The sequence below is a fragment of the Chitinimonas sp. BJB300 genome (genome assembly GCF_002735695.1).
Taxonomy (GTDB): domain Bacteria; phylum Pseudomonadota; class Gammaproteobacteria; order Burkholderiales; family Chitinimonadaceae; genus Chitinimonas.
On record NZ_PDZH01000010.1, the window covers coordinates 31,247 to 55,986 of the forward strand.

At 54.5% G+C, this 24,740-nt stretch carries 17 protein-coding genes; 9 read left to right on the forward strand and 8 right to left on the reverse strand.

Annotation, left to right across the window (positions count from 1 at the left end; translation table 11 throughout):
• Window positions 1–89: 89 nt before the first annotated feature.
• Window positions 90–2,471: a phosphoenolpyruvate synthase gene (gene ppsA / locus CSQ89_RS03020; RefSeq protein ID WP_099404714.1), complete on the reverse strand. Its 2,382-nt coding sequence runs from the start codon at window positions 2,469–2,471 to the stop codon at window positions 90–92.
• A 627-nt stretch (window positions 2,472–3,098) separates the two neighbouring features.
• On the opposite strand from ppsA, the gene CSQ89_RS03030 reads away from it, so the two are divergent.
• The 3 genes from CSQ89_RS03030 (at window position 3,099) to CSQ89_RS03040 (ending at window position 5,256) form a co-directional block, all read left to right on the forward strand.
• Complete coding sequence (locus tag CSQ89_RS03030; RefSeq protein WP_099404716.1) at window positions 3,099–3,482, forward strand: DUF2784 family protein; 384 nt, start codon at window positions 3,099–3,101, stop codon at window positions 3,480–3,482.
• 105 nt (window positions 3,483–3,587) lie between these two features.
• Window positions 3,588–4,412 (forward strand): posphoenolpyruvate synthetase regulatory kinase/phosphorylase PpsR, encoded by an 825-nt coding sequence (gene ppsR, locus CSQ89_RS03035; RefSeq protein WP_099404717.1) that lies wholly within the window; start codon window positions 3,588–3,590, stop codon window positions 4,410–4,412.
• A gap of 13 nt (window positions 4,413–4,425) precedes the next feature.
• Entirely contained in the window at window positions 4,426–5,256 is an 831-nt protein-coding gene (locus CSQ89_RS03040) for a mechanosensitive ion channel domain-containing protein (RefSeq protein WP_099404718.1), read from the forward strand.
• Between the two features lie 32 nt (window positions 5,257–5,288).
• Here the strand turns inward: CSQ89_RS03040 and CSQ89_RS03045 are convergent, their stop codons facing one another.
• Together CSQ89_RS03045 and CSQ89_RS03050 are read right to left on the reverse strand one after the other, a co-directional pair.
• Window positions 5,289–6,380, reverse strand: a complete 1,092-nt coding sequence (locus tag CSQ89_RS03045; RefSeq protein ID WP_099404719.1) for a DUF1513 domain-containing protein — start codon at window positions 6,378–6,380, stop codon at window positions 5,289–5,291.
• Window positions 6,381–6,670: 290 nt separating this feature from the next.
• A complete protein-coding gene (locus CSQ89_RS03050) occupies window positions 6,671–8,356 on the reverse strand; it encodes an ABC1 kinase family protein (protein WP_099404720.1) in 1,686 nt (561 codons plus the stop codon).
• 142 nt (window positions 8,357–8,498) lie between these two features.
• On the opposite strand from CSQ89_RS03050, the gene CSQ89_RS03055 reads away from it, so the two are divergent.
• Entirely contained in the window at window positions 8,499–9,206 is a 708-nt protein-coding gene (locus tag CSQ89_RS03055) for a C40 family peptidase (protein ID WP_099404721.1), read from the forward strand.
• A gap of 146 nt (window positions 9,207–9,352) precedes the next feature.
• On the opposite strand, the gene CSQ89_RS03060 is transcribed toward CSQ89_RS03055, so the two are convergent.
• The 4 genes from CSQ89_RS03060 to CSQ89_RS03075 all read right to left on the reverse strand — a co-directional run bounded on the left by CSQ89_RS03060 (window position 9,353) and on the right by CSQ89_RS03075 (window position 14,991).
• Window positions 9,353–10,273: a hypothetical protein gene (locus CSQ89_RS03060; protein ID WP_099404722.1), complete on the reverse strand. Its 921-nt coding sequence runs from the start codon at window positions 10,271–10,273 to the stop codon at window positions 9,353–9,355.
• A 31-nt stretch (window positions 10,274–10,304) separates the two neighbouring features.
• Complete coding sequence (locus CSQ89_RS03065) at window positions 10,305–11,342, reverse strand: hypothetical protein (protein ID WP_099404723.1); 1,038 nt, start codon at window positions 11,340–11,342, stop codon at window positions 10,305–10,307.
• Window positions 11,343–12,187: 845 nt separating this feature from the next.
• On the reverse strand, window positions 12,188–14,272 hold the full coding sequence (locus tag CSQ89_RS03070; RefSeq protein ID WP_099404724.1) for a sensor histidine kinase: 2,085 nt from the start codon (window positions 14,270–14,272) through the stop codon (window positions 12,188–12,190).
• A complete protein-coding gene (locus CSQ89_RS03075; protein ID WP_099404725.1) occupies window positions 14,269–14,991 on the reverse strand; it encodes a response regulator transcription factor in 723 nt (240 codons plus the stop codon). The genes CSQ89_RS03070 and CSQ89_RS03075 overlap by 4 nt, the downstream gene beginning before the upstream one ends.
• A 283-nt stretch (window positions 14,992–15,274) precedes the next feature.
• Here CSQ89_RS03075 and CSQ89_RS03080 point away from each other — a divergent pair, with 283 nt between their 5' ends.
• The 3 genes from CSQ89_RS03080 to CSQ89_RS03090 all read left to right on the forward strand — a co-directional run bounded on the left by CSQ89_RS03080 (window position 15,275) and on the right by CSQ89_RS03090 (window position 19,595).
• A complete protein-coding gene (locus tag CSQ89_RS03080; protein WP_099404726.1) occupies window positions 15,275–16,549 on the forward strand; it encodes an SPFH domain-containing protein in 1,275 nt (424 codons plus the stop codon).
• Between the two features lie 2 nt (window positions 16,550–16,551).
• On the forward strand, window positions 16,552–17,985 hold the full coding sequence (locus tag CSQ89_RS03085; protein WP_099404727.1) for a hypothetical protein: 1,434 nt from the start codon (window positions 16,552–16,554) through the stop codon (window positions 17,983–17,985).
• Window positions 17,986–18,365: 380 nt separating this feature from the next.
• Window positions 18,366–19,595, forward strand: coding sequence for a M23 family metallopeptidase (locus tag CSQ89_RS03090; protein ID WP_099404728.1), 1,230 nt, complete (start codon window positions 18,366–18,368; stop codon window positions 19,593–19,595).
• An 82-nt stretch (window positions 19,596–19,677) separates the two neighbouring features.
• Here the strand turns inward: CSQ89_RS03090 and CSQ89_RS03095 are convergent, their stop codons facing one another.
• Entirely contained in the window at window positions 19,678–21,480 is a 1,803-nt protein-coding gene (locus tag CSQ89_RS03095) for an ABCB family ABC transporter ATP-binding protein/permease (RefSeq protein WP_308418109.1), read from the reverse strand.
• Between the two features lie 345 nt (window positions 21,481–21,825).
• On the opposite strand from CSQ89_RS03095, the gene CSQ89_RS03100 reads away from it, so the two are divergent.
• Window positions 21,826–23,313, forward strand: coding sequence for a polysaccharide lyase (locus CSQ89_RS03100; protein ID WP_099404729.1), 1,488 nt, complete (start codon window positions 21,826–21,828; stop codon window positions 23,311–23,313).
• A 561-nt stretch (window positions 23,314–23,874) separates the two neighbouring features.
• Window positions 23,875–24,621 carry a PAS domain-containing protein gene (locus tag CSQ89_RS03105; protein WP_099404733.1) on the forward strand — a complete coding sequence of 249 codons (747 nt, stop codon included), beginning with the start codon at window positions 23,875–23,877 and terminating at the stop codon, window positions 24,619–24,621.
• The last annotated feature ends 119 nt before the right edge of the window (window positions 24,622–24,740 follow it).

The window sequence follows — 24,740 nt, forward strand, 5'->3', positions numbered from 1 at the left end:
CGACACCCCACCATGCCTCAATCTTGACAAAGGCAAAGACCTATAGAAAAGGCAACCGAAGGTGCCTTTTCACTCGCCAAACCGGACAATCAACCGAGTTCTTTAGCAAGATACAGCCAAGTCTCCACCACGGTGTCCGGGTTTAACGACACAGTCTCGATACCTTGCTCTACCAGCCACTTGGCAAAGTCAGGATGGTCTGACGGGCCCTGCCCGCAGATACCGATGTACTTGCCCTTGGCGCGGCATGCCTTGATCGCCATCGACAACATGGCTTTCACTGCATCGTTACGCTCATCAAACAACGAGGCAATGGGCCCGCCCGAATCGCGGTCCAGCGCCAGTGTCAATTGCGTCATGTCATTGGAACCAATCGAGAAACCATCGAAGTATTCGAGGAACTGGTCGGCCAAGATGGCATTCGATGGAATTTCACACATCATGATCAAGCGTAAACCATCTTTACCACGTTCCAGGCCCTGCTCTTTCAGTAAATCGACCACTTTGCGCGCTTCATCCAGCGTACGCACAAATGGAATCATCACTTCGACATTGGTCAGCCCCATCACATTGCGCACTTTCTTCAGGGCGCGGGTCTCCAACTCGAAGCAATCACGGAACGATTCGCTGATATAGCGCGAGGCCCCACGAAACCCTATCATCGGGTTTTCTTCATGCGGTTCGTAGTTCTGCCCGCCGATCAGATTCGAATACTCGTTCGACTTGAAGTCGGACATGCGCACGATGACCTTTTTCGGGTAGAACGCCGCCGCCAGGGTCGCAATGCCCTCCACCAGCTTTTCGACGTAGAAATCCACGGCAGAGGCATAACCACCAATGCGTTCGTCAACCTGTTGCTTCAAGTCCCACGGAATGTCTGGATAGGCCAGCAGGGCTTTCGGGTGGATGCCAATCATGCGATTGATGATGAACTCCAGCCGCGCCAAACCAACCCCTTCGTTAGGTAGATGGCTGAAGTCGAAAGCCAGCTCGGGGTTGCCCACGTTCATCATCAACTTGACGGGACTCTTGGGCATCGAATCGAGCTTCAGATCAATGATCTCGATCGCCAGCTTGCCCTCATAGATGTTGCCGGTATCACCTTCAGCGCAAGAAACCGTGACATAGTCGCCATCGTTCAGCACACGGGTGGCATCGCCACAACCCACAACAGCAGGAATACCCAGCTCGCGGGCAATGATGGCTGCATGGCAGGTACGGCCGCCACGGTTGGTGACGATGGCCGAAGCACGCTTCATGACCGGCTCCCAATCGGGGTCGGTCATATCGGTTACCAGTACATCACCGGGCTTGACCGTATCCATCTCGGCTGCGTTCTTGATCAGACGAACCACGCCCTCGCCAATCTTCTGCCCAATAGCACGTCCTGACGCCAAAATAGCTGACTTGCTGTTCAAACGATACCGACGCAGCGTATCAACACGCGCTTCCTGCGACTTCACGGTCTCAGGCCGGGCTTGCAAGATATACAGCTTGCCATCGACCCCATCACGGCCCCATTCGATATCCATCGGGCGGGCGTAGTGCTTTTCGATGATCAAGGCATAGCGGGCTAACTCTTCGACCTCGGCATCCGAAATCGAGAAAGCGTTGCGTTCCACATCGGATACATCCACCGTACGCACCGACTTACCGGCCTTGGCTTCGGCAGTGAATTCCATCTTGATCAGCTTGGAACCACGGTTGCGCCGCAAAATAGCCGGCTTGCCCTTAGCCACGTTCGGCTTGAATACATAGAATTCATCGGGATTCACCGCCCCCTGGACCACTGTCTCACCCAAGCCATAGCTCGACGTGACAAAAACCACGTCATCAAAGCCCGATTCGGTATCAATGGTGAACATCACCCCGGCGGCGCCCTTATCGGAACGCACCATGCGTTGAATACCCGCAGACAAAGCCACATCAGAATGGGCAAAACCCTTGTGCACCCGATAAGAAATAGCACGGTCGTTATACAGCGAGGCAAATACTTCCTTGATGGCATGGATGACGTTATCGGCGCCCACGATATTCAAAAAGGTTTCTTGCTGGCCGGCAAACGATGCATCCGGCAAGTCTTCAGCCGTGGCTGATGAACGTACCGCTACCGAAATGGTAGCGCCCGAATCGGCTTCCATCTTGGCGAAAGCCTGACGGATATCGGCATCCAACTGAGCGGGGAAAGGCTGGTCAATCACCCACTGGCGGATTTGTTTACCAACCTGAACAAGATCCGTGACATTTTCCACATCCAGTGCGTCCAATGCCCCATTGATGCGGGCCGAGAGACCATCATGGGCCAGAAAGGCGCGGTACGCCTCGGCTGTAGTAGCAAAACCACCTGGTACACGTACGCCCGAGGCGGCTAACTGGCTGATCATCTCGCCGAGCGAGGCATTCTTGCCACCTACGCGCTCTACGTCGGTCATGCGCAGTTCGTCAAACCAGATGACGTTGTTGTCTGCCATTTTTGTGCTTCCTTGCTGGGGATGTGGGGGAAATCGAGGTGGCGATTCTAGCCTGTTGCTGCGGGCCTTGCAGCCCGTAAAATAGCGTAGGAACAGGCTATTTAGGGTAATTCCTCATGGGGCGCACGCCCCGGTACATCAAAAAATGTAGTGCGGACTGCGAAACTACAAGAAAAACACCGAGTAGACTCCTGACATCCAGCCCCCATTTCTTCAGCAAGGAATAGGGAAGCGGCGTTCAAAACGAACAGATATTGCCTCTTGCTTCCTACTTTTAGTGATGCGGCATCGTGCCTTCCCAAAGCACTTCGTTAGCCAAAACTATCCGCTTCCGGCCCCTGTATGATTTCCCGCCGATAAAGGAAAAGGCTTAACTGACATGCATACGCAGCAAGCCTGCGTCTGCTGGCGAGGGCAAGATGCTGCTGTGCCGGCATGATGAATATTGGGGATACGGCCAGATTACTCGCCATTTCCGTGCCGATCACTGAAAGGGACAATGGCCGCATGATAGAATTTCCCTTCTTAACTATGATCTTTCGCCGCATTGCTGGATCAATACCTGCTGGCATTTAAAAAAGTGCTTCAACATGCCAACAAAATTGCCCGGCATACTCACGCATCAAAATGAAAAGACACGTAATTTTCTACTCGCTTTTAAATGGGATATTCCATGTTGTGCATATCTCTATCATTATTTTTGTCATGATCGGCTGGGCATTTCCGTCACTTCGGCCAATGCATCTTGTTTTGATCCTACTTACGCTGGGCTCATGGTTCATTCTGGGCATATGGTTTGGAGCAGGTTATTGCCCCATTTCTGACTGGCACTGGAAAATCAAGGCAGCCCTGGGTGAAGGGAAACCTAACGGTACATATATCCACCAACTATTGCAGAATATTACTAAGCGTGCGTGGAATGCCGCCTTAGTAGATAAGGTCGTTTTAATTACCACGCTGGCGATTACGGCAATATCGCTTACCTTGAATGTGACCGCCTGGTTGGAATAAAAGACCAAACTGCCAAGGGCTGAATTGCCCCCACACAACCGATTAGCGGCACATTGACAGCCTGTGGCAAGATGATTAAAAAAACCGCCTCAAGAAAGCTCCGCCATGCAGAATCGCCGTACCGTATTTTTTATCTCTGACCGCACCGGCATCACTGCCGAGATGCTTGGACATAGCTTGATCACGCAGTTCGAAGGCATCGAATTCAAGCGCATTACCCTACCCTTTATCGATACCTTCGATAAGGCGCACCAGGTTGCCGATAGGATACGCCAGACCGCCGAAGCAGAAGGCGCGCGCCCACTGGTATTCTCCACCTTTGTCAAGACAGAAATCCGCGACATCATCCATGTCCCACAAGCCCATGTGGTTGACTTCTTCGAAGCATTTATCGAACCCTTGGAAGCCGAGCTGCAGCAAGAGTCTTCACACACCGTCGGCAAAAGCCACAGCATCGAGAACTTCCATGAGTACAACACGCGTATCGAAGCCGTGAACTTCGCCATGGCGCACGATGATGGCATCAAGCCCGCCGATCTGGACTCCGCGGATATTGTCCTGGTGGGCGTATCACGTTCTGGCAAGACCCCAACCTGCCTCTACCTTGCACTGCAATATGGTATCAAGGCAGCAAACTACCCATTAACGCCCGACGACTTTGGCCAGTCGGGCTTACCCAAGCCCCTGCAACCGTTCCGGCACAAGTTGTTCGGCCTCACCATCAGCCCAGACCGGCTCTCGCAAATTCGCTCGGAACGTAAACCAGACAGCCGCTATGCATCATTGGACAATTGCCGCTTTGAAGTCGCAGAAGCGGAAGCGCTGTATCGTAACGCCAGCATTCCGCACCTCAATACGACCAGCAAGTCCATAGAGGAACTTGCGTCTACAATCCTGCACAAAGCCAATCTCAATCGTAAGATCTACTAATTAGAAGTCGTCAATGCCGTCCGCGTTACCCCTACAGGCCTATCTTTCTGATCGCACCACACTGGCGGATGGGCTCGCCAGCCTTGCGCTACTGCTGACTTTGCTGGTGATACGTTACAGTCTCGGCAAGCTCATCACGCATAACCCCAATTTCACTCTGGAGCAACGACGGCGTTGGCAGGTTACGCTGCGAAACAGTCTGATTGCCGCATTCATTATTGGCTTGGTGGTGGTCTGGGCTAGCGAGCTGCACGCCCTGTTGGTATCACTGGCCGCCTTTGCGGTAGCACTGGTCGTGGCAGGTAAGGAAATAATCCTTTGTCTATCAGGTTCCATGCTGCGCAGTGGCGGACAGCTTTATGTGGTGGGCGACCGCATACAGATTGGCGAACATAGAGGTAGCGTGGTTGATACCAATTTGTTCTCCACCACACTGATCGAAGACGACCCTGAAAGCCATCAACGTACCGGCCGCGCCATCGCTATTCCCAACAGCCTACTCTGGAGCCACGCAGTAGTACGCGACAGCTTGATGGGAGACTTCATCATGCATCAGTTCAGCGTCCCCATTGCATGCGGCCAAGACTGGCGCGGGGCTGAAGCACGCCTGCTGGAACTGGCCCGCGAGGCTTGCGCCAGCTGCAAAGTCGCGATGATGGCTTCTGCCCGTGAAATGGCCGAACGACACGCGCTGGAAATACCCGTGGCCGAACCCCTGGTCACCTTACAGCTAAAAGAAGCTGACAAACTGGTGCTGATCGTCCACGTACCAGCAGAAGCCAACCGGCGCCATAATGCAGAACAGCATATTTTGCGGGGTTATCTGGCCGTTGAAATACCCTAAGAAGCTGTTTACTGTTTGCCACACCTGCCTCGTTAAAGAGAGAAAAGGTGTGAACCTGTAATGTAGGTAGCAGGCATATGTGAACCCAGACTGAAATCGGCCAATTTCATTTGCACCAGCCCCGCTCCCACGCCATGGCTGATCCAGATACCTTTCTGGTCACGAGACAGCGCAAGGCCACGAGTGCGAGGTAAATCAAACCGCTTAAGCAGCTTACCCGAACTCAGTTGCCAGATGGTGACCATGCCTGGCGTAGGATGAGTAGCAACAAAAAAATCTGCCCCGGGGAGAGCCAGCACGCTTAAAGCCTCACCAAACATATTGTTAACCACATCAGGTGGCTGACTCAGGACGTCCAGCGCTTGATTGTTTCGCTGGATACTCACTGCACCGAGATGCTCCTCGTTCAAGTTACGGCGTGGCGCCGAAAGAAGAATGGACTGACGCCCCGCCAGCGGAAATAAATGCCCTGCATTAAAGCGCTCATCGGTCATCTCAATACGCTCTAAAAGCTTTTGAGACTGGACATCGATATAGCAGATGGATGCGAGCTGGCCGCTGGCTTGATCTCCCCCGCCGTTAGTCACGACAAGTACATCACCATTTTCAATTAAGTGGCAATCATGGGGATGACTGCCATATGTTGGGAAGTCTCCCAGATACTGCAAACTGTTTATCTCCCGCACACCGATAGCACCCATCCCGGTTATGGCAGTTTCAGTGGAATAAAGTAATTGGCCGTCCATACTGCATGCCCCGTGACCATAAAATAAACGGCCTTTTACTGGAGGGATTGACTCAACTAATTGCATTTTTTCCAGGTCAACCAGCCCAGCACCTGGGCCGATTTTTTCAAACGCAAACACGCACTTCCGAATACTGCCGATGAACGCCAGACCATGCGGGAAGAAATCTACGCTGGCGTGTTGCACATCACCCTGTGCAGGCACAACACGTACGAGAGAACACTTGACGACATTTTTATCGATATCCTTGTAACGACAGCCGCCAAGCAAAACATCAACTAAGTCGCTCGCCGCAAATACGCTGGGTGGCGATGCAACAGCTGCAAGAAAGACGGAGGCCTGTGCAAGGAAGTGTCGACGACTAAGCTCGAAAGACATGTAGAGACCCCACGAAATCTAAAACAAGCTCGTCATACACCCAATACAGCGGCTAGTAGGTTTAGGCATGAGAGACGATTCAAGCCCAAGCACGAAATTAAGCCTTAGACGGATATATCCATTGTTTGCCAAGAAAGCAGATACGCTTGCGCTGCAGGCCAGTATGCCCAGCTTCATCAGAATCAGCTCCGATCAGGCTGTGCTCTCGAGTCAGCATATTACACGCCATCTACGCACCTGATATTACAAACCGATCTTCCAACTTAGGGTTGAGTATTTGCCAGTCTTGGCTAAAGCGGTGTCTTACCCGCACGCCAAATTGACCAGATCAGCCAGAGGCTATTCAGGAAGGCAATCAGGAAGCCGAGAAAACCGAAAGCAGGCAGGCCAAATAGCCGTGGGCCGGCAGGTACGGTCATCACAATGCTCGACCCGATAATTAGGCAACCGGTCACGATACCCAACGTCAGCCGACTGGCTGCCCGGTCTACTTGTTGCCCAAAGTGATCTAGCCGCTTCAAGTCCAGGTCGATCTTTACCTTGCCGCGCCGGGCAGCCTTGATGAGTCGCGACGCATCGCGCGGTAAACCGCCAATCAGTGATGCCAGCTCCCAGATATTGCGCTGTCCTTTCTTGAGCAACGCCAAAGGAGCGTAGCGGCTCAGCAACACTTGGCGCACGAAGGGTGTCAGGTGGGGCACCAACTGAAAATCCGGGTCAAGCTGACGGCCCAGCCCCTCCAGTGTGATCAGTGCCTTGAACAACAGGGTCAAGTCGGCCGGGAGGGTGATCGAATGCTCACGCATGATGGCGATCACATCATTGAGCAACTGGCCGAAACGGATGTCCTTCAGGGAAAGATTTTCATAATTGAACATGAACTCGGCCAGATCCCTGGCCAGCTTTTCCTCATCAACCGGCGCGTCGGCGGTCCAGTCGATCAACACATTGAGGATGCCCCGCTCGTCACGCCCAGCCAGCGCTGCCAGCAAATCGACAATTTCGTCACGCCGTGGCGCGGGCAAGCGCCCAATCATACCGAAGTCGATAAAGGCAATGCGGTTGTCGGGTAGATAGATGACATTGCCCGGATGCGGATCCGCATGGAAATAACCATCGATCAGGATCATCTGCAATACAGCATTCGCACCACGCTGGGCCAGCAGCTTGCGGTCCAATCCAGCAGGTTCCAGCAGGCTCAGCTCATTGCCGGCCACCCCATCGATATAGGACTGCACGTTGACGATCTCATTGGTGTACTCCCAATAAATCGTGGGAATGACAATATAGGGATCATTCGCAAAGTTTTCGGCAAAGCGGTGGTGGTGTTGGGCTTCCTGGGCCAAATCGAGTTCACGTCGAAGCGACTTGGAAAACTGCTCGACAATCCGCACGGGTTGGTATTGGCGACTATCGGGAAATTCAAATTCAACCAGCGTGGCCAGATGGTGCAATACGCGCAAATCCGCCTCGATTTTGGCTACGATATGTGGCCGGCGAATCTTCAGAATGACGTTTTGGCCATCCGGCAGTTTGGCCCGATGCACCTGGGCGATGGAAGCGGAGCCGATCGGTTCCAGGCTCAACTCGCTGAAGCGCTCGCTGGGTGGTCGTCCCCAGGCGCGTGTCAACTCTGCCTCCAATTCAGCAAAGTCGGTGGCCGGCACACTGGACTGCAACTTCTCAAATTCCGTTACCCACTCGGGTGGAAAAACATCCACCCGGGTTGCCAAAACCTGTCCGAGTTTGATAAATGTCGGCCCTAATTGCTCAAGCGCCAACCGGGCACGTACCGGTGGATCGAGCACCGGTGGTGCATCTTCATCAGGTACGCTCAGTGATTCGCCGGCCCGCTCGAAGGTACGTTGCACATTCAAGCGGCGAACCAAATCGCCAAATCCATGTCTGGCGAATACCCCGATAATTTCGCGGATGCGCGGTAAATCGCGCATCAAGCTGATTGTCTCTTTTAGCATGTTCTCGATTCTAGTCGACGAGCGCCGGATAACTGTGAATGCGACAGGCTGTTCACCAACCTGCCCGCTTCAATAAATACGCAGGAATCGCCATTACCGGCCATTCTTTACAGTAACCCTTTTAGCCATTTACGTTGCCGGGATGTCATTTAATTTTCGCCATTTACTGCTTATTCCATTGGCCTGTATCGCGCTGGCCAAGCCTAATGAAGACCCACCCACGCCGCTTCCTGCGCCTCTCCCCCCTGCCGTGCAGCCTGCCCCCGAGCAGGCCGATGACGCATTAAGCGAGTTAGAAAGCCAAGCCGGGTCCCGGTTCACGCAAGACATCATGTTGCAAGCGTTGGGCCTGATCGGTGTCACCTATCGCTGGGGTGGCAGCACACCCGAAAGTGGTCTCGATTGCAGCGGGTTTATTCGCTACGTTTTCCAGCAGTCGCTCAACATCGCCCTGCCCCACAATGCTTTCGCCATCAGCCGCCTAGGGGAAGATGTGGGTAAAGAAGCCCTCAAACCCGGTGACCTCGTGTTCTTCAACACCCTCGGGCGAAAATTTTCCCACGTGGGCATTTACCTGGGCGACGACCGCTTTATCCATTCACCACGCAAGGGCAGCAAAGTGCAGGTGGTGCGAATCACCGATGCGTACTGGGCCAAGCGTTATAACGGCGGCCGTCGTGTAACGCATGAAAGCGTGGCGGAACGCAGCCAGCTGGCCGGCAAACCTGTGCAGGAAGCGGAAAAAGTAGAAACCAGCAAGAAGGGCCACAAGAAGAGCAGAAAGAGTGCCAAAAAGAAACCATCTACCAAATCCAGCGGAAAAAAGAGCGCGCGTAAAAAGCATGGCTAGCGCACGACCGAAAGCAGTATGTGGCGGCGAAGCACAACATAAAGGATGGAAGATGGCCTCTATTCGCCCGCTTAATCTGGGCGAATACAGGCCCAATAGACAGCAAATCTTGATATATCAGCCCGGGTAAAGCTCAGGCTTCATCATTACTGCACCTTCATGACGCTCTTGGTCGCCATCTTGACTTCATCGCCCAGCGTGATGGGTGCCCCCGTCTCATCCAAGCGTACAATCTGGGCTTTACCGAGCCCTGTATTGCGTACGACCAGGGAGTAAACCGCTTGGGCCTCGAAGTCACCATGGTGGCCGGCACTGGTATGCACAATCTTCACTTCTCCAGCCTCAGCGCCTGCCAAATCGGACCGAACCGCCTTGGCGCTGCCCATGAACTGCTGTAATGCCGCAGGCGAACTGAGCTTACGCTTCAAGGCTACCGCTTTGCGAACAACCTGTGCCGAGATAGCCGGCCAGTACACGCCCTCAGTAAAGGACTTTCCCTGGCTGTCGAGGGTGGCAAAGGCAAACGAGCCCTCTACCGGTATGCCATTCAAGGAACGCTCCAGATGAGTCGTATACCACAACAACTTCGACTCAGCCGGTTGAACACCTGCCAGGGCCGGCCCGCCACCGCCCATCGTCGTGGTGACATGCATCCCACTCACTTCATTGGCTGGAATCCCCGCGCCCAATAGATACACCTTAACCGCAGCACTATGTTTATCCGGGTTGTCAGTCAAAAACTGGGGCAGGTCCGCCCGAAGTGCCGCGGTTGATTTAGGTCCGCCAGCCACGGCATTTGGCACCAGCAATGTAGCACCAGTCACCGTGTCTTCCATGAATACGCCTTTGTCCCCCACAACACGCAAGTAGGGTCCCTCCGTCTCGCGTTGAGCTGCAATGCCCTGATTGAAACGCGACTTCTCGACACTATGCACATATTTAAAGCCCTCGGTATTTAGCAAAGGCGTATTGTCCGCCTGTAACTCCAGGTCATCCGCCATTGCCAAGGGTATTTGCAATGTACCCAAGGCAAGCAATAAACAAATATTCACGCTATTCAATTTCATGATTGATCCTCCAGCTTAATGGCTATTTTTTTCAAGGCAAAAAGAAGGGGTGATTATTGCAATCGTAATTGCAGGTATAAAGCCAGGACATCCAGCCTGAACCAATACCATCATTCGCCTCATTCCTAAGCTGTACCCATGATTCTGTTCTATTAGCCCATTCTGCCCGTGCCTGATTAACTTCCAGCGATACATAAATATGCGCGCCGCACCCCACTACGCCGTGGCTACCCCCCCCAAAGGCACAGCTACTACCACCCGTTACCGAATTGATAGCACTGGTCCAAGAAGGGCCTACTGCTGAATTAACATTGGCGACATATCTATCAGCAAAAGCGCGGCCACGATTTGCTACGTCAGCGGTATCCGACCCCACACGGGTAGGCATTATCAAAGCAATGCTAGATACACCGGCAAATGTCTTCAATAATTGCGGAATATACATGCCAGGGGTAATACCGCAGCTATTATCTATTATCGCCAGATTAATGCCGCCATTGGTGCCCGCACCTGCCCAGGTACCCGCGGTGGGGTCTTCGCCCCAGCGTACCCCACCCGTGGAATAATTGACCAATTGGCAGGATGACCCTGTTTTATCAACCACGATATTTCTGGGCCGGGAATAGACGCAACGGCCAGTAAGCGGGCTATCGGTGAATCTGAGACATTGTTTCTGCAAGCCTGCCACAGTGGGACAACCTGCATTGGTAGTACAAGCGGTGTTGGTCTGGTCATCACATGTGCCATGCCCGCTGAAATAGGCAATAGCATCGCCCGTACGGTCAAAATTAAACGTATCCGCGCCCCCGCTTAACACTTGCGGATCGGTAAAGTCTGTCGGATATACCAATCCATTCACATACCTAAGCCCTGCGGTATAACCCCCTATCGATAACATTCGAGTGCGGAAATTATCAACATTGGGTATATCATTTGATAGTGCACCACAGGAATAAGCATCGACTGCTTCAATCGTAATACCTGTCTCCGCTGCCTGGGCAGGCAATAACCCAATACAGAATAATGCCGCCGTTATTGCACTTTGTCCGTGCTTCTTTATTAGATGCATGATGATCCTCCTTTAATTACATTGCCAACCCATGTCGGCAATGTCCTATCAGGTTATTTCTGTTATTTTCTTTTCCACAGCTTATGCAGCGCCTATTCATGCCACAAGGTAAATAAGTACAGCAAGGCGCTGCGTACCAATACTGCAGTTGTCATTCAATACCAAGGCGAATTGTCATTGTTAATATCGCCTCTTGTTGAATTCGCACATTGGAAATAAATAAAATTACCAAAACATCCCCATTGCCAGCCTGTGCCCGCAAAGCATAAAAATCAGATGGGCGTATATCGGCCTGGCAGATTGAATAAACCATTTATCGCCAGCCAACAATAAAACCACACCCGCATCAATGATTACATTGGATTTTTATACTTCACGAATACTTACTTGCGACCCAATGGCCGCGCGGTGCAAAGCTTTAATGGAATGGCATAAGGAAAGGGCGGTGTACCCATAGGTCCTCCTGCAAATTTTTTAAGGACTGCTTGATGCAGCCTAATTTTGCTATCAAAACAAACAACCCGCGTAGCGGGGTACCCTAGGTTATAGGCTCCCGCTCCTGCCCTGCCGAATTTACCGATATATGGTCACCAGATGTCCTGTTTACTAGATTTGCTGTCAATACCGCAGAGCATAGGTGATATCGACTGCCCCTTAAGAACCTGTCTAAAGTCTGCTGCGCGTCGGCAATATGGCATTGAATACACCCTCAGAATGCGCATTTACCACTTGTAAACTCCGCTTCCTCGGCTGTTTTCGCCTTATCTTGCCTTAGCTCGCGAGACGCTAAACAGGCTCTAAAAATGATCACGGTGATACCCCAAAATCTCAAGCTAGTACCCACCTCAGCTACCCATCACCCGCTGCAATCCCAGCACAAAGCTCACCCCATCATCAACATTGTGGACAGTAATTGTGCCGCCCATCTTGGCCATATAAGTCTTAGCCACGAACAAGCCCTGGCCACGGTTGCCATTGGCGGCGGCTTCCGCTTGGTCTGAGATGCCATATTCGAAGATCTTGCCAATAAGGTCTGGGGGAATGGGCTTGCCGATGTTGTGGATGGCGACGCTGGCTGTCGTTTCACTGGTAGTTAGCGTCAAGGTGATCGGGGTGCCGGGCGGCCGATAACGGTCAGCATTGCGTAAAACGTGGGTGACGACGTCTTCCAGCGAATATTCGTCTGCACGCACCAGAATCGAATCGGGTCCGTCGGTAAAAAAAACCTCGGCGATGTCGACGCAAGCCGCGTTGTTGGCCACGTTGCGGAGAAATGCATTGATATCCACCGTTTGTATTGCCAGGGTGGACGACTGAAAGGCTTCGCTGGGGCTGGCACTACCATACAGAATGCGAACGGCTTGCTGCATACGGTTGATATACCGGTGGCTGGGGTCGTCTGCCTTGCCATGCAACACCATCAGCGATTGTAAAGGCGACATGATTTCGTGGCCCACGGCATGCCACATGTCCTTTTCCTGCTCGGCGCGAATCTGTTCGCGCTCGGCGTCTTCCTTCACGCGGCGTAGCAAGTCGTTAAGGCAATTGGCCAGGATGCCAAGCTCATCGCTGCCACGCAGGTCGGCCAGCTCGAAGTCTGCAAGACCATTGGTGGTCTTGGCTGTTCTTGAAAGCTGGTTTGATCGTCGCGTCAGCTGGGCGATGCGTCGGATAATGCCGATCTCGATAATCAACCAGGCAAGCCCAATGGCCAACAGCATCGCACCGACAAACCACGAAAGGCGCGTGGCCACCGCGCTCAGCCTTTTATTGACACTACGGGCATCACCTTTGAAGTAGACGGTGAAATTGCCGAGCGGTGTGGCAATTTCATCCTCTAATTCGATGGGGGCTTCATAGCGCTCCACCGGCAGATAACGAATCAGGCGGGTAAGCAACGGCGAGCTTACTTCGCCTTCGGTGCCTTCACTGCCGGCAAGACGCACCAAATCGGTGTCGCTGGCGGCAGTCGTCTTACGTATGCGCAGGGTTTCACCAGGCAATAGCAAGGGGCGCAAATCGTTAAGGGAAAAGGGCGCAATGGCACCGTCGGCATTGCTGTCGAACAATGCCGCGCCATCGCCTGGGGCCAGCGCTTCGACACGCACCTGAATCAGATCGAGATCGGGAGGTGGCCATACCGGTTTTTCCCGCTGGAACAGCGCGTCGCGCAATACCTCGACCGGCAAGCGCAAGGAGAAAAAGGACTGCCTTTCGCAATCGCCCCCGCCTGCCTGTTCGGCCATCAAGCATTGACTGCCTTGCCACACCCAGCCGCGGAATTCCTTTACCGGCCGTGCACCTTTGTAGTTACGGCTGCCTATATCCACATAACCGGTAAGCCGGCCACGGGTGCCCTCACGTTGCGGATTGCCCGCGCTCGTCAAGGGCTCAAATGGCGCAATCCAACGGTAAGTCTGGCCCCGCAAGGTAACCACTACCCGCAGACGGTGAGCGGAGTCGAGCAGTTCATCGCCGATACGATGGGGCACCAGCGTGGTACTGGCGAAAGTGCCGGCAGCATAGATAAACCCACCCGCCCAGGGATTGTTGCCGATCGCCACGCAAAGGCTGCCGTAATGTTTGTACTGAACCAAACAGCCTGCCATTTCAACCGCATTGCGTACCTTGGTCTGATCATCGAAATCAATTGCAGAAAAAGGCAGCAGCACCGGGTGAAGCGGCGTGGTCTGAAACGCCCGCCCTGGTGGATTAAGCAGGGCCAATTGCCCAGTAGGGTGGCGTAACTTAGCCGATATCTGCTCCTTGGTCTTGACAAAGCCGGATTGATAGTTATCGTAGTTACGCTGTTTTTCCTCCTGCAGTACGTACACCGCCATGGTCAAGATGGCCAAGCCCAGCAACAGGAAAGCCGAACGAAACAAGATACGCAGGCGAAAAGAAGCTAGCCAAGCCAGGGCTGCCCTCATTTGCGAGGGCCGTTGAATGTTTGGTCGGACCACCGAAAACCACGCATGGGAATATTCTCGATACGGTCGAAATCCTCATCGAGTTCGCGAAAAGCATCGCGGATGGTACTGATGTGTTTTCTGATGTTGTCGCGGTTACGGCCACTCTTCACCACCTGGAACAACTCGTCGTAGGACACCACCTGGCCACGTTGCGCGTAAAGCGTAGCCAGGATGCGCTGGGCAGTAAGCGGCAAATTAACCCGCTTGCCTTGCCACAAAGGCGTGCTCTGGCGCAGCGGATCAATCGACAGCTCGTCGCTGAACACGGGCGCGGGCTCAGCGCTGTCTCGGTTTCTATTCCGGGACGCACGTATGATTTCCAAGAAGGTATCGATGAAATCGGCCTCCTCGAAAGTGGTTTTCTGCAAATAGTCCCACGCGTCCAGGGCTTTCATGATGCTGCGGTAGATGGTGGCCGGCATGGCCGAGACCACCAACACTGGAGTGCCACGGCAACCTTTGTTGATGGCATTGATGATGGCAACGCCGGCATGGCGTTCGCGCCCCAACTCGATATCGAGCACGACCAAGTCGTACGCTTCGCGCGCAATGGCGGACTCGGCATCGTCGCGGGTAAACCATTGGTCCACCTCGATACCTTCTTGGGTGGACAGTATCCAACCCTTGATCTGCTGGCTGGTGGGAAGGTCATCTTCCACAACGGCGACTTTGAACATGGTGATTGATCCGGCAGTTAACCAGTCCAGTATCCGGCTTTTCCGCCGCTAAATCACGGCAAGCAGTGTGAGTGTTTGCTCACACCTGCAAACAAACCGAAACACGGCGGAACAATCACCACAACCGGATAACCGATGAGCCCTGCCGGCGGCATGGCTCGCTCCGTGGCCTCTGCGGCACGATAGCCCTCAATGCAAGACGGAGGGCAGCGCGATCTTCACGCCTCTCCGACGGGGCACCTCCCCCACCGTTGAAGATCAACCACTTCGTAGAGAACACATCATGTCGGCCCGAATCAAAAACCTTGTCATAAGTATTCAACAGTCCATAGGCAGCCTGGCAGCCGGTGCCAAGAGCCTGTCGCAACATCTGCGGGGCTCGCGCCGTAGCATCCTCGCGGTGAGCGTAGCGGCCATCGTTGGATACACGCTGTATACGCATCCCCCATTGCAAGGAGTAGGCCGCGGTGAAATCGGCATTCGGCTGAACCAGCTGACCGGAGCGTCTACAGAAGTACGCGATGGTAGTGCGCTGGTGATTCCCGGTCTTCACGAACTGCGGCGCTTTCCGCTGCGCGATCAGATCTATCGACCAACATCCCCGAGCAACGCCAGTGGCAGCGGCGCTTTTCAATCGGTGGAAGGGCTTTCTCTCGGCGTGGATATTTCCGTCCGCTACGCCCTCGACGCCAGCAAAATCCCCAGCATGGCTCGCAGCCTGCCGGAAGACATCAACGGTGAGATCATCGAACCCGTGATCCAGGGCGTACTCTACAAGACCCTGGCCCATTACACGGTACGCGAGATTTTCTCCACCAAACGCCAGGAAATCCAACAGCTGATAGAAGCCGAATTGAAGCCGAAACTGGCTGCCGATGGCATCAAGTTACAAACCGTCACCATGGGCAAGGTTGATCTGCCGGCGGACTACAAGGCAGGCATGGAAAAGCTGCTGGCGCAAGGACTGGCGACCGAGCAGATGCGCTATACCCTGGAGTTGAAAGACAAGCAGGTCAAGCAGTCTGAATTGGAAGGCCTGGCCGACAAAGTGCGACGCGAAAAAGCCGCTGAAGCCGCCGGCGAAGAGCAGATCATCGCCGCCAAAGCACAAGCCGAAGCCATGAAGCATGTGCTGCCGTTCAAGGAAAAACAGATCCAGCAGCGAGGCCTGGAAGCCGAAGCAGAAAAAATCGCCCGCATCAAAAATGCCGAAGCCAATGCCCAGGCCCGCCGTATCGAAGCTGCCGGCGAAGCCGATTCGCGCCAAAAGCTGGCCGATGCCGAAGCCTACCGCCAAGACCGTATCGGCAAGATCGCCAGCGAGCAATTAGCCCGTGATGGCGCCCTTATTTCCAAGAACCCACTGCTGATCCAAAAGACCCTGGCAGATAAGCTCTCAGACAAGGTTTCCGTCATCATCGCGCCTCCACCTGCCGACGGCGGCTTCATCGGCGCCACCCTACTTGGTGGCGGCAAACAAGGCAGCGCGCAATCAACACCTCAAGTAGACCACCAAGACCTGGGCGAGCAGGACAACACCGATGTAGAGGGAGAATAAGCATGCTCGCCGCCGCACTCGCCACCATCGCCATTGTCAGCCAGGACCAATCCGCACTGCGTGCCGCTCCCCGCGAATCTGCGCCGCGGCAGGCGGTTCTGTGGCAAGGCGATAGCCTTGAAGTTCGAGGTCAGAAGGGTGACTACCTACAGGTATACGACCATCGCCGGGAACGTGCGGGCTATGTCCGCGCCACACAGGTACGCAACCAGTCTTTAACGCCAGAATCCGCGCCGGAATTGCTCTCGGTGGTGCGCTTCTTGCGCGATATGCCCGGCTCGGAAGCATTGGGTATCAGTTATGTCGCCACCTACCTACGGGCAGCCCCGGCGGCAGCAATCAATGGCGAGGCCTTCGATGCCCTGGGGACCATGGCCGAACGACTGGCCCGCCGTGCTTCCGCCAACCGCGCCAACACCGCGAACGACATGGTGGCTGCCCATTTGGAAGTCGCTGCCAGCTACGGCGTCGGCATGGCCAGCTTCGAGCGCAATGGCCAGATGCAACTTTGCTACAACGGTGACGCGCATCGCCGGGTGCTGGCTATGCCGGCTACCGATAACCAGAAGGCCACGGCTGCACTGGCGCTGACTCGGGAGGATTGCATCTCGCCCACCCTACCGCCGGTAGAACGCTTTGCCCTCGACAACTGGCGGGCAGAAGTATTGGACCGTATCGAAACCCGTGATCTGCCCGAAGTACTGAAAAATCGCCTTAGGCTACGCAAGGCCAGCGTCTGGGCCAGCCTTGCCTACCAGCGGGCAAGACGTCCGGAGTTTGCCCCCGCCGCCTTGCAAGCAGCAGGCAGCCGGGCACTAAGCGAATTGGCCGCCATCAATAAAAGTGAACTGATGGAAACCGACGAGGCCGCCTACAACGATGCCGCGATCCGGGTGGGCGCCTCGCGCTGGGCAGCCGAGCCCACACTGGCGCGCAATACGGCACAGGCGCCAACCAAGCTGTCGATAGCGGTCAGCCCCGGTCAACCAGGGGAAACGTGTGTGCATTTGGTCGATGCCAAGCACGACCAGACCAAGCCACTGCTCACTCGTTGCACCTTCAGCGTCGTGTGGCCGGCTTCTGCCACCACCAACGCGCAAGGCACCGCCCTGGCGTTGGCGGTACAGCCGCTCGATACATGGCGTGAAATGTGGCTATTCCGACAAGGGCAAGCGGGTTGGGACGTGCAGGCACTGCCTCCGGCCTTGGACAACCCCAACCTTGGCTACGTTGAATTCGCGGGCTGGGTGCCAGGCAACACCCAGATGCTTACCGCACGGGAAACCAGAGTGGAAGATCGCTACAAGCGCAGCTTCGACTTGCGGCGTATGGACACGCTGGCGGTAGAGAAGCAGGCCGACAAGCCGAACAACCTGAGTACCTTCTACCGCTGGCAAAGCCCTGCTTGGAAAGGGCAGACGGTGAGTGTGCGTTAATCAAGCACTGATGACTTTACGCTAAGAACCTGTCTAAAGCTCTCGCGAGCTAAGGCAAGATTAGGCGGAAACAGCCGAGGATGCGGCGTTCACGCGTGGTAAATGAGCATTCCGAGGGTGTTTTCAAACCTATCAGCAACAACCGCTCGGCTAATAACTGCTGCCTGTAACCAGACAATTACCCAAAGGAATCAACAGGAACCGGCCGCGTTAATTTATCGCCAAGTACTTAACTCAAGCCTGAAGCATTGACTACCAAAACGCATTTACCGACCATGGCACGGTTGATTTTTTTATTGCACAACAAAAAGAAAATCAACGCCCGACGGCGGCCAAACAATCCGTTCAGGGCCGCCGTTGTATTTCCCTAGGAGGTCTGTATGCATAGTCATCGCGTTACTCAGCTTGCCTTGCTACTTTTTTCCGCCGCCCTACCTTGCCGTCTCCTGGCAACAGAAACGAGCCCCGACTTTCAAGCCGAATTACAGAGGGCCACCAGCCAGGCCATGTTGCTGCAATTGCAGCCGGCACAGCATAAAGGGGTATTGGTCGAGGTGCAGAAAACGCACCCCAGCAAACAATGGGTAATGGGGAGTGCCACCTTGCTCTTGCCTGACCAAGTTGATGAGGCACCCGAAACGCGCCTCTTCATGGGCCAGTATGTGAAAAACAATTGGCTTGTTGGGGTCGAGGGCACTGAGCAGTTCAAACAGCTAATCGAACAGGCGCCCGACAACCTTTTTGTCAGTGGGGAGAAGCCTTGGTTGCTCAAGTCGCTCAATGCGCCATTGCCCCCCGAGTTACAGGACAGGTTGCTCGCGGATGTACAGACGGGCTTGGGTCTGCCATGGGCAGAAAACGATAGCTGGCGGTTGACTGGTGGGGCGCATGGCGATGATCAGACCAGCCGCCCCTATAACTCGCTCGACTTCGCGGGCGGTGACGGCGTGGTGCGTGCACCACGGGATGGCCGGGTGTACCAGAGCTGCGTACGCAATGGCAGTGGACTGATCTCTATCGTTCACGACAATGGCTTCAGCACCAGCTACTACCATATGAAGAACCTGACCGACCTGGGCAATGGCGCAGCCATTACCAAGGGGACCTATCTTGGGCGTATCGGCGTAGGGCTGCCTTGTGGTGGCTCGACGACAGGACCACACGTGCATTTTGCACTTAAACATGGCGGCAACAAGACTGCCGTCGACAGCAAGATCATTGGAGGTTGGACTTTCCGCGAGGGCAGCCGTCCTTATGAGGGCTATGCAATACGCAATGGCACGCGTGTCAATGTCGGGGGGAGTCTGCGCAACTATGGCGGTGGTAGCTCATTACCTATGGGCATCGTTACGCCGGGCAAAGGCAACGACAAGGTCAATCTGCGTGAATCCCCTTCCTTAAGCGCGCCCATTGTTGGTTCTTTACCTGAAGGAGAAACCGTCACCATTATCTGCACAGTACAAGGTGATTGGGTAGAAGGCGTTTGGGGGCGAACCCAGCTGTGGAATTGGTTGAGTATCAATGCCTGGGTTAGCGACGGATTCATCAACACGGGCAGTAATCAGGCCGTGGCCCCGCCCTGTGCGGCAGCACCCGACAGTGAATCGTAAATTGGATGCCTGGCTAAGCAATTAAGCAAAAAATCCACGCATGGCACCGCGTGGATTTTTATTTAGCAGCCGCTGTGCTCCGTTATGCCGTATCGGTTTCCTGTTCCAGCTCGCTTTGCTGCAACGCCCACATACGAGCATATACGCCGTTCTGCACCAACAAGCTGCGATGGCTGCCCCGCTCCACTACTCTGCCTTGCTCCAAAACCAATATCTCATCCGCATCGACGACGGTGGACAGCCTATGGGCGATAATCAACGTAGTGCGGTTGGCCGAAATCGCCGCCAGTTCGACTTGAATGGCTTTTTCGGTTTTCGAGTCCAGCGCCGAGGTCGCCTCGTCAAAAATCAGGATGGGCGGGTTTTTAAGGATGGTGCGCGCAATGGCCACGCGTTGTTTTTCACCGCCCGATAGTTTGAGGCCCCGCTCGCCCACCGTGGTTTCCCAGCCATCAGGCAACTGTTCGATAAAGCCGAGAATATGCGCCGACCGCGCGGCCTCAATAATCTCAGCCCGGGTGGCACTAGGCCGGCCATAAGCGATGTTGTAATAGATGCTGTCGTTAAACAGCACTGTGTCCTGCGGCACAATGCCAATGTGGGCACGCAGGCTCGACTGCGTGAGTTGGCGCAAATCCTGCCCATTGATGCGAATGGCCCCGCCATTCACATCGTAAAAGCGGAACAACAACCGCGACAGTGTGCTTTTACCCGCGCCGGAACTACCCACGACCGCTACCGTATTACCCGCCGGGATGCTGAAGTCCACTCCTTGCAAGATCTGCCGGTTTGCTTCGTAGCCAAAATCCACCTGCTCAAATTGCACTGCGGCGGCAGATGTCTGCAAGGCAGTGGCCGATGGGTCATCCTGTATCTCGGCATGCTCCACCATCAGGCTGAACATTTTTTCCATGTCCGTCAGCGACTGTTTGATTTCGCGATACGCCATGCCCAGGAAGTTGAGTGGCACATAGAGTTGGATGAGGAAGGCATTGACCGCTACAAGGTCGCCCAACGTCATAGTGCCCTTCACCACCCCGTCGGCCGCCAGCCAGACCAAACCCGTCACCCCCATTGCAATGATGCCGCTTTGGCCGCTGTTGAGCAGACCAATCGAGGTTTCATTCAAAACAGCCGCTTTTTCCCACCGGGCCATCGACTCATCGTAGCGACTGGCCTCATAACGCTCGTTACCGAAATACTTCACGGTTTCGTAATTGAGCAAGGAATCCACAGCACGCACATTGGCCTTGGAATCGAGTTCATTCATCTTGCGCCGGTTTTGTGTGCGCCACTCCGTCACCCAGATGGTGAACAAACCATATAACAGAATCGTCACCAAGGTGACGGCAGCAAAGCGCCAGTCGTACATCCACACCAGAATGCCCGTCACCAGACCGATTTCCAGGATGATGGGCAGAATATTGAACAGCATAAGGCGCAACAAGGTGCCAATGCCACGCGTGCCACGCTCGATATCACGCGTCACCCCGCCGGTTTGGCGATTCAGATGAAAGCGTAGGCTCAACAGATGCAGGTGGCGAAAGGTTTCCAACGCCACTTGACGAATAGCACCTTGGGCTACCTTGGAAAAGATGGCGTCACGCAGCTCGCCAAAGCTGGTTACCGCCAGCCGCAACAGGCCATAGCCAAGAATCAGCACCGCAGGAATCGCCAATACCAAACCCGGCTTGGCGGTGAGGTGATCAACAATACCCTTCAACAGCAATGGCACCCCTGCATTGGCGAACTTGGCAAGGGCAAGGCAGCTTAGCGCCAGGGTAACCCTGCCCTTATAGTTGTAAAGGTAGGGCAGCAGGGTCTTGAGCGTTTGCCAATCGCTGCGCGCTGTGCGGGCAGGGTTGGACGGAACCATAGCGGACATGAAGCGCATTCAGTAGCGAGGACGATCCCGCTATCATGGCGACTTACTCACAGATATCAAGGTGTAATGATGGTGTGGTTCTTATTAGAGGCGGGCGTTGCCGGCCTATTGTTAGTGTTGATTATCTGGTGGACCCTGCCCAAGAAGAAACCGAGCCCGACAAAACAAGAAAAAACAGGGCCGCAGGAATAACCCCAGGCGAGGTTCCATGCTGAATTGGCCGTCCGTATCCAATGTGTAAATAACGATTTTGTTGCGCAATCTACAACTAAAGCAAACCCTCTCCCCCTCACCGTGGCTGGACGACCGGCTGCGCACAGGGTAAACCGACAAGGCTGTCCCGCCATGCGCCTGCACCGTATCTGCTGCTTGTCTTTGCTCTTGCTGCAAACCCTCCCTATGGCTTGGGCAGTGCCCAAAGGTCTGGTTATCAGCGACGACATGGTGGGCGCTACTTGCGAAAACTACCTGCTCATGGGCAAGTTCCCCTGGGAGAAGCCGATGGGCGACTGGGTGGACAAGGCCGGCACGCTTTACGGCAATCAACCCTACGCCACACAAGATGTAAAAGCGCAACAAGGCCGCCAGCTGATCGAGTTCAATGTCACCCCGCTGGTAGAACAATGGCTGTCGGCCAGCCAACCCAACCAAGGCATGCTGTTGCGCAGCCTGCCCGGCCCGCTTAGCGGCGTTGTTGAGTTTCTGAGCAAGGAATCGCCCGACCTGAGCGGCCGGCCCATGCTGAAGCTGCAATGGAAAGATGGCAGCCGCAGCAGGTTGTCTCCAGCAGCCGATACCTTTCTCGACTGCACCTCGCTGTCGAGCCTGGGCGGCCGGCCCGAGATGAAGGTCAGCGCCAAGCAAAATGCCCTATTGCGCTTTGACTTGCCGCCTACCAAGGGCTCGTTGCAGGAAGCCACGCTTTACCTTGCTTCCAACGTGCAATACGGCAGCGGCGGCAGGATAGGTGTATTCCGGGTCCAAACACCGTTCGAGAGGGCAAGCAATGAGGTACAGCAAGGGCTGGCCAATAAATACCCGCGCGATCAAGGCATCGAAAAAGACCCGGACGTGGTCTTCGCACATGGCTTTGAGAGCAAGTTATGGATGACTGAATGGAGTGACTGGTCGTTGCGCAGCGAAGCCTCCGCGGTGGAGGAAGACAGCCAGCGCCTGTTCGTACCGCTATCGGGCAAAGCGCTGCGCGTCACGCTGCTGAAAGGCAAGAACCTGGGGTTGGACCTACGCTATCAGTTCGCCAAGGATGGCAAACCCGAGCCCGAAGAAATCTTCTTCCGCTATTACCTGCGCTTTGCCGATGACTGGAACCCGTCGCTGGACGGCGGCAAGATGCCCGGTATTTCCGGCACCTACGGCCGCGCAGGCTGGGGCATGCGCAAGACCGATGGCTATAACGGCTGGTCTGCCCGGGGAGGCTTTTTCGCCCGGCCTGCCGAGGCCAAGCATATGCGCAACCTGACCGCGTTGAATTCTTATAGCTACCATGCCGACATCCACGACGCATCGGGCGATATCTGGGCGTGGGGTAAAGGCCCGGCTGCGTTGCTGGAAAACAACCGCTGGTATGCCGTCGAGCAATACCTGAAGCTCAATACTCCCGGTATCAAGGATGGGGTAATGCGCGCCTGGATCAATGGCCAATTGGTGATGGACAAAACCAATATCCGCTTTCGCAATACACCCGAACTCAAAATCGAGACCGTCTGGCTCGACGTGTACCACGGCGGCATATCCCCCAGTCCACACGATATGTCGCTATATATCGACAACGTGGTGATCGCACGTAAGTACATTGGCCCAATGAAACCCTGAGCCCCTCCTCCCACCTAAGAACCTGTCTAAAGTCTCGCGAGCTAGGGCAAGATAAGGCGAAAACAGCCGAGGATGCGGAGTTTACACAGGGTAAATGAGCATTCCGAGGGTGTTTTCAACGCCATATTGCCGACGCGCAGCAGACTTTAGACTGGTTCTAAAGACGCATTGCCAAGCGCAAGCAAACTCACCCACGGCAGCCAAATTTTGATACCGCGCCGATACTAATCGACGGGTGGTCCAACCGCCCCTGCCTGAGGCCTGGATGCCAATCAGGGCAATACCAACGTCCCGCTGCAGTACGACATGCAATGCAAACTTGCCTGATAGGCCAAGCCTTTGCTATGAAAATAGCAGGAAAGATATGCCACGCAAAGTGATTGACCCGCATATCAATTCCATAAAATTAAGAAGATTCCGTGGGCAGTACCTGTATTGCGACGGGAATAAAGCGTTGGAGGATGCCCTTACTATTTATCTAGTTTGGCCCCCCATTATTTCAATTCGCCGCATGTCGTGTGCTGCATTGTTCTATCACGCATCTACATCCTGGCCACGCCCATGATAGAAGCAGGCAACCACTCCTATTCCTCTGACGAAGCCGCCGCCTTCGACTTATTCATCCACTACGCCAAGGAATATGCCATTTACCTGTTGGATACCGATGGACTGGTAGCCAGCTGGAATATTGGTGCCCAACGCCTGTATGGCTACGCCGCAGAGGAGATAATCGGCCAGCATTTTTCCATCTTTTCCAGCGGTGACGCTGCGCAAGATGAATTGGCAAAGGCCCGTGGATTGGGATTTGTTGAAAGGGAATTTTGGTGTAAGCGTAAGGATGGCACCCTGTTTCTGGCCCAGGCAATGATGATGCCAAGATGGGGAAGCAGTCGCAAATTAAACGGGTACATCAAGGTGATACGCGATATCACCCTGCGTCAACGCATGGAAGACCGTTTCCGGTTGGTGGTGGAATCCTCCCCCAACGGTATGGTCATGATTGACGCCAGTGGCAAGATAGAAATGGTGAATAACCAAACAGAACAGATGTTTGGCTACGCGCGTAATGCCATACTGGGCCAACCGATTGAAATCCTGCTACCGCATCGTTTTCGACCTCATCACCCTTCGCTGCGCAACAACTATTTTGTTACGCCCAGCCCCCGGCCAATGGGGATAGGCCGTGACCTGTACGGCATGCATCAGGATGGGCGCGAATTCCCCATTGAAATCGGGCTAAACCCCATCGAAACCGAAGCCGGCCTGATGGTGCTTGCCGTCGTGGTGGACATTTCAAAACGTAACTGATGTTACGCAGTAGCTGCGAGAAGCAGCTGTAACTGATCATAAGCCGCGCGGGAGGCGTTGATCAGTAACTTGCGGCAAAGTGCGAATGGGTTCTTCTGCGTCTTGATGCTCAGGCATTC

Coding starts and splice junctions, on each gene's coding strand:
- ppsA (WP_099404714.1), bottom strand. CDS start 2,471: ATGGCAGACAACAACGTCATCTGGTTTGACGAACTGCGCATGACCGAC.
- CSQ89_RS03095 (WP_308418109.1), bottom strand. CDS start 21,480: ATGTCCGCTATGGTTCCGTCCAACCCTGCCCGCACAGCGCGCAGCGAT.
- CSQ89_RS03080 (WP_099404726.1), top strand. CDS start 15,275: ATGTCGGCCCGAATCAAAAACCTTGTCATAAGTATTCAACAGTCCATA.
- CSQ89_RS03060 (WP_099404722.1), bottom strand. CDS start 10,273: ATGAAATTGAATAGCGTGAATATTTGTTTATTGCTTGCCTTGGGTACA.
- CSQ89_RS03075 (WP_099404725.1), bottom strand. CDS start 14,991: ATGTTCAAAGTCGCCGTTGTGGAAGATGACCTTCCCACCAGCCAGCAG.
- CSQ89_RS03050 (WP_099404720.1), bottom strand. CDS start 8,356: ATGCTAAAAGAGACAATCAGCTTGATGCGCGATTTACCGCGCATCCGC.
- CSQ89_RS03030 (WP_099404716.1), top strand. CDS start 3,099: ATGAAAAGACACGTAATTTTCTACTCGCTTTTAAATGGGATATTCCAT.
- CSQ89_RS03085 (WP_099404727.1), top strand. CDS start 16,552: ATGCTCGCCGCCGCACTCGCCACCATCGCCATTGTCAGCCAGGACCAA.
- CSQ89_RS03070 (WP_099404724.1), bottom strand. CDS start 14,272: ATGAGGGCAGCCCTGGCTTGGCTAGCTTCTTTTCGCCTGCGTATCTTG.
- CSQ89_RS03105 (WP_099404733.1), top strand. CDS start 23,875: ATGATAGAAGCAGGCAACCACTCCTATTCCTCTGACGAAGCCGCCGCC.
- CSQ89_RS03055 (WP_099404721.1), top strand. CDS start 8,499: ATGTCATTTAATTTTCGCCATTTACTGCTTATTCCATTGGCCTGTATC.
- CSQ89_RS03045 (WP_099404719.1), bottom strand. CDS start 6,380: ATGTCTTTCGAGCTTAGTCGTCGACACTTCCTTGCACAGGCCTCCGTC.
- CSQ89_RS03100 (WP_099404729.1), top strand. CDS start 21,826: ATGCGCCTGCACCGTATCTGCTGCTTGTCTTTGCTCTTGCTGCAAACC.
- CSQ89_RS03040 (WP_099404718.1), top strand. CDS start 4,426: ATGCCGTCCGCGTTACCCCTACAGGCCTATCTTTCTGATCGCACCACA.
- ppsR (WP_099404717.1), top strand. CDS start 3,588: ATGCAGAATCGCCGTACCGTATTTTTTATCTCTGACCGCACCGGCATC.
- CSQ89_RS03090 (WP_099404728.1), top strand. CDS start 18,366: ATGCATAGTCATCGCGTTACTCAGCTTGCCTTGCTACTTTTTTCCGCC.
- CSQ89_RS03065 (WP_099404723.1), bottom strand. CDS start 11,342: ATGCATCTAATAAAGAAGCACGGACAAAGTGCAATAACGGCGGCATTA.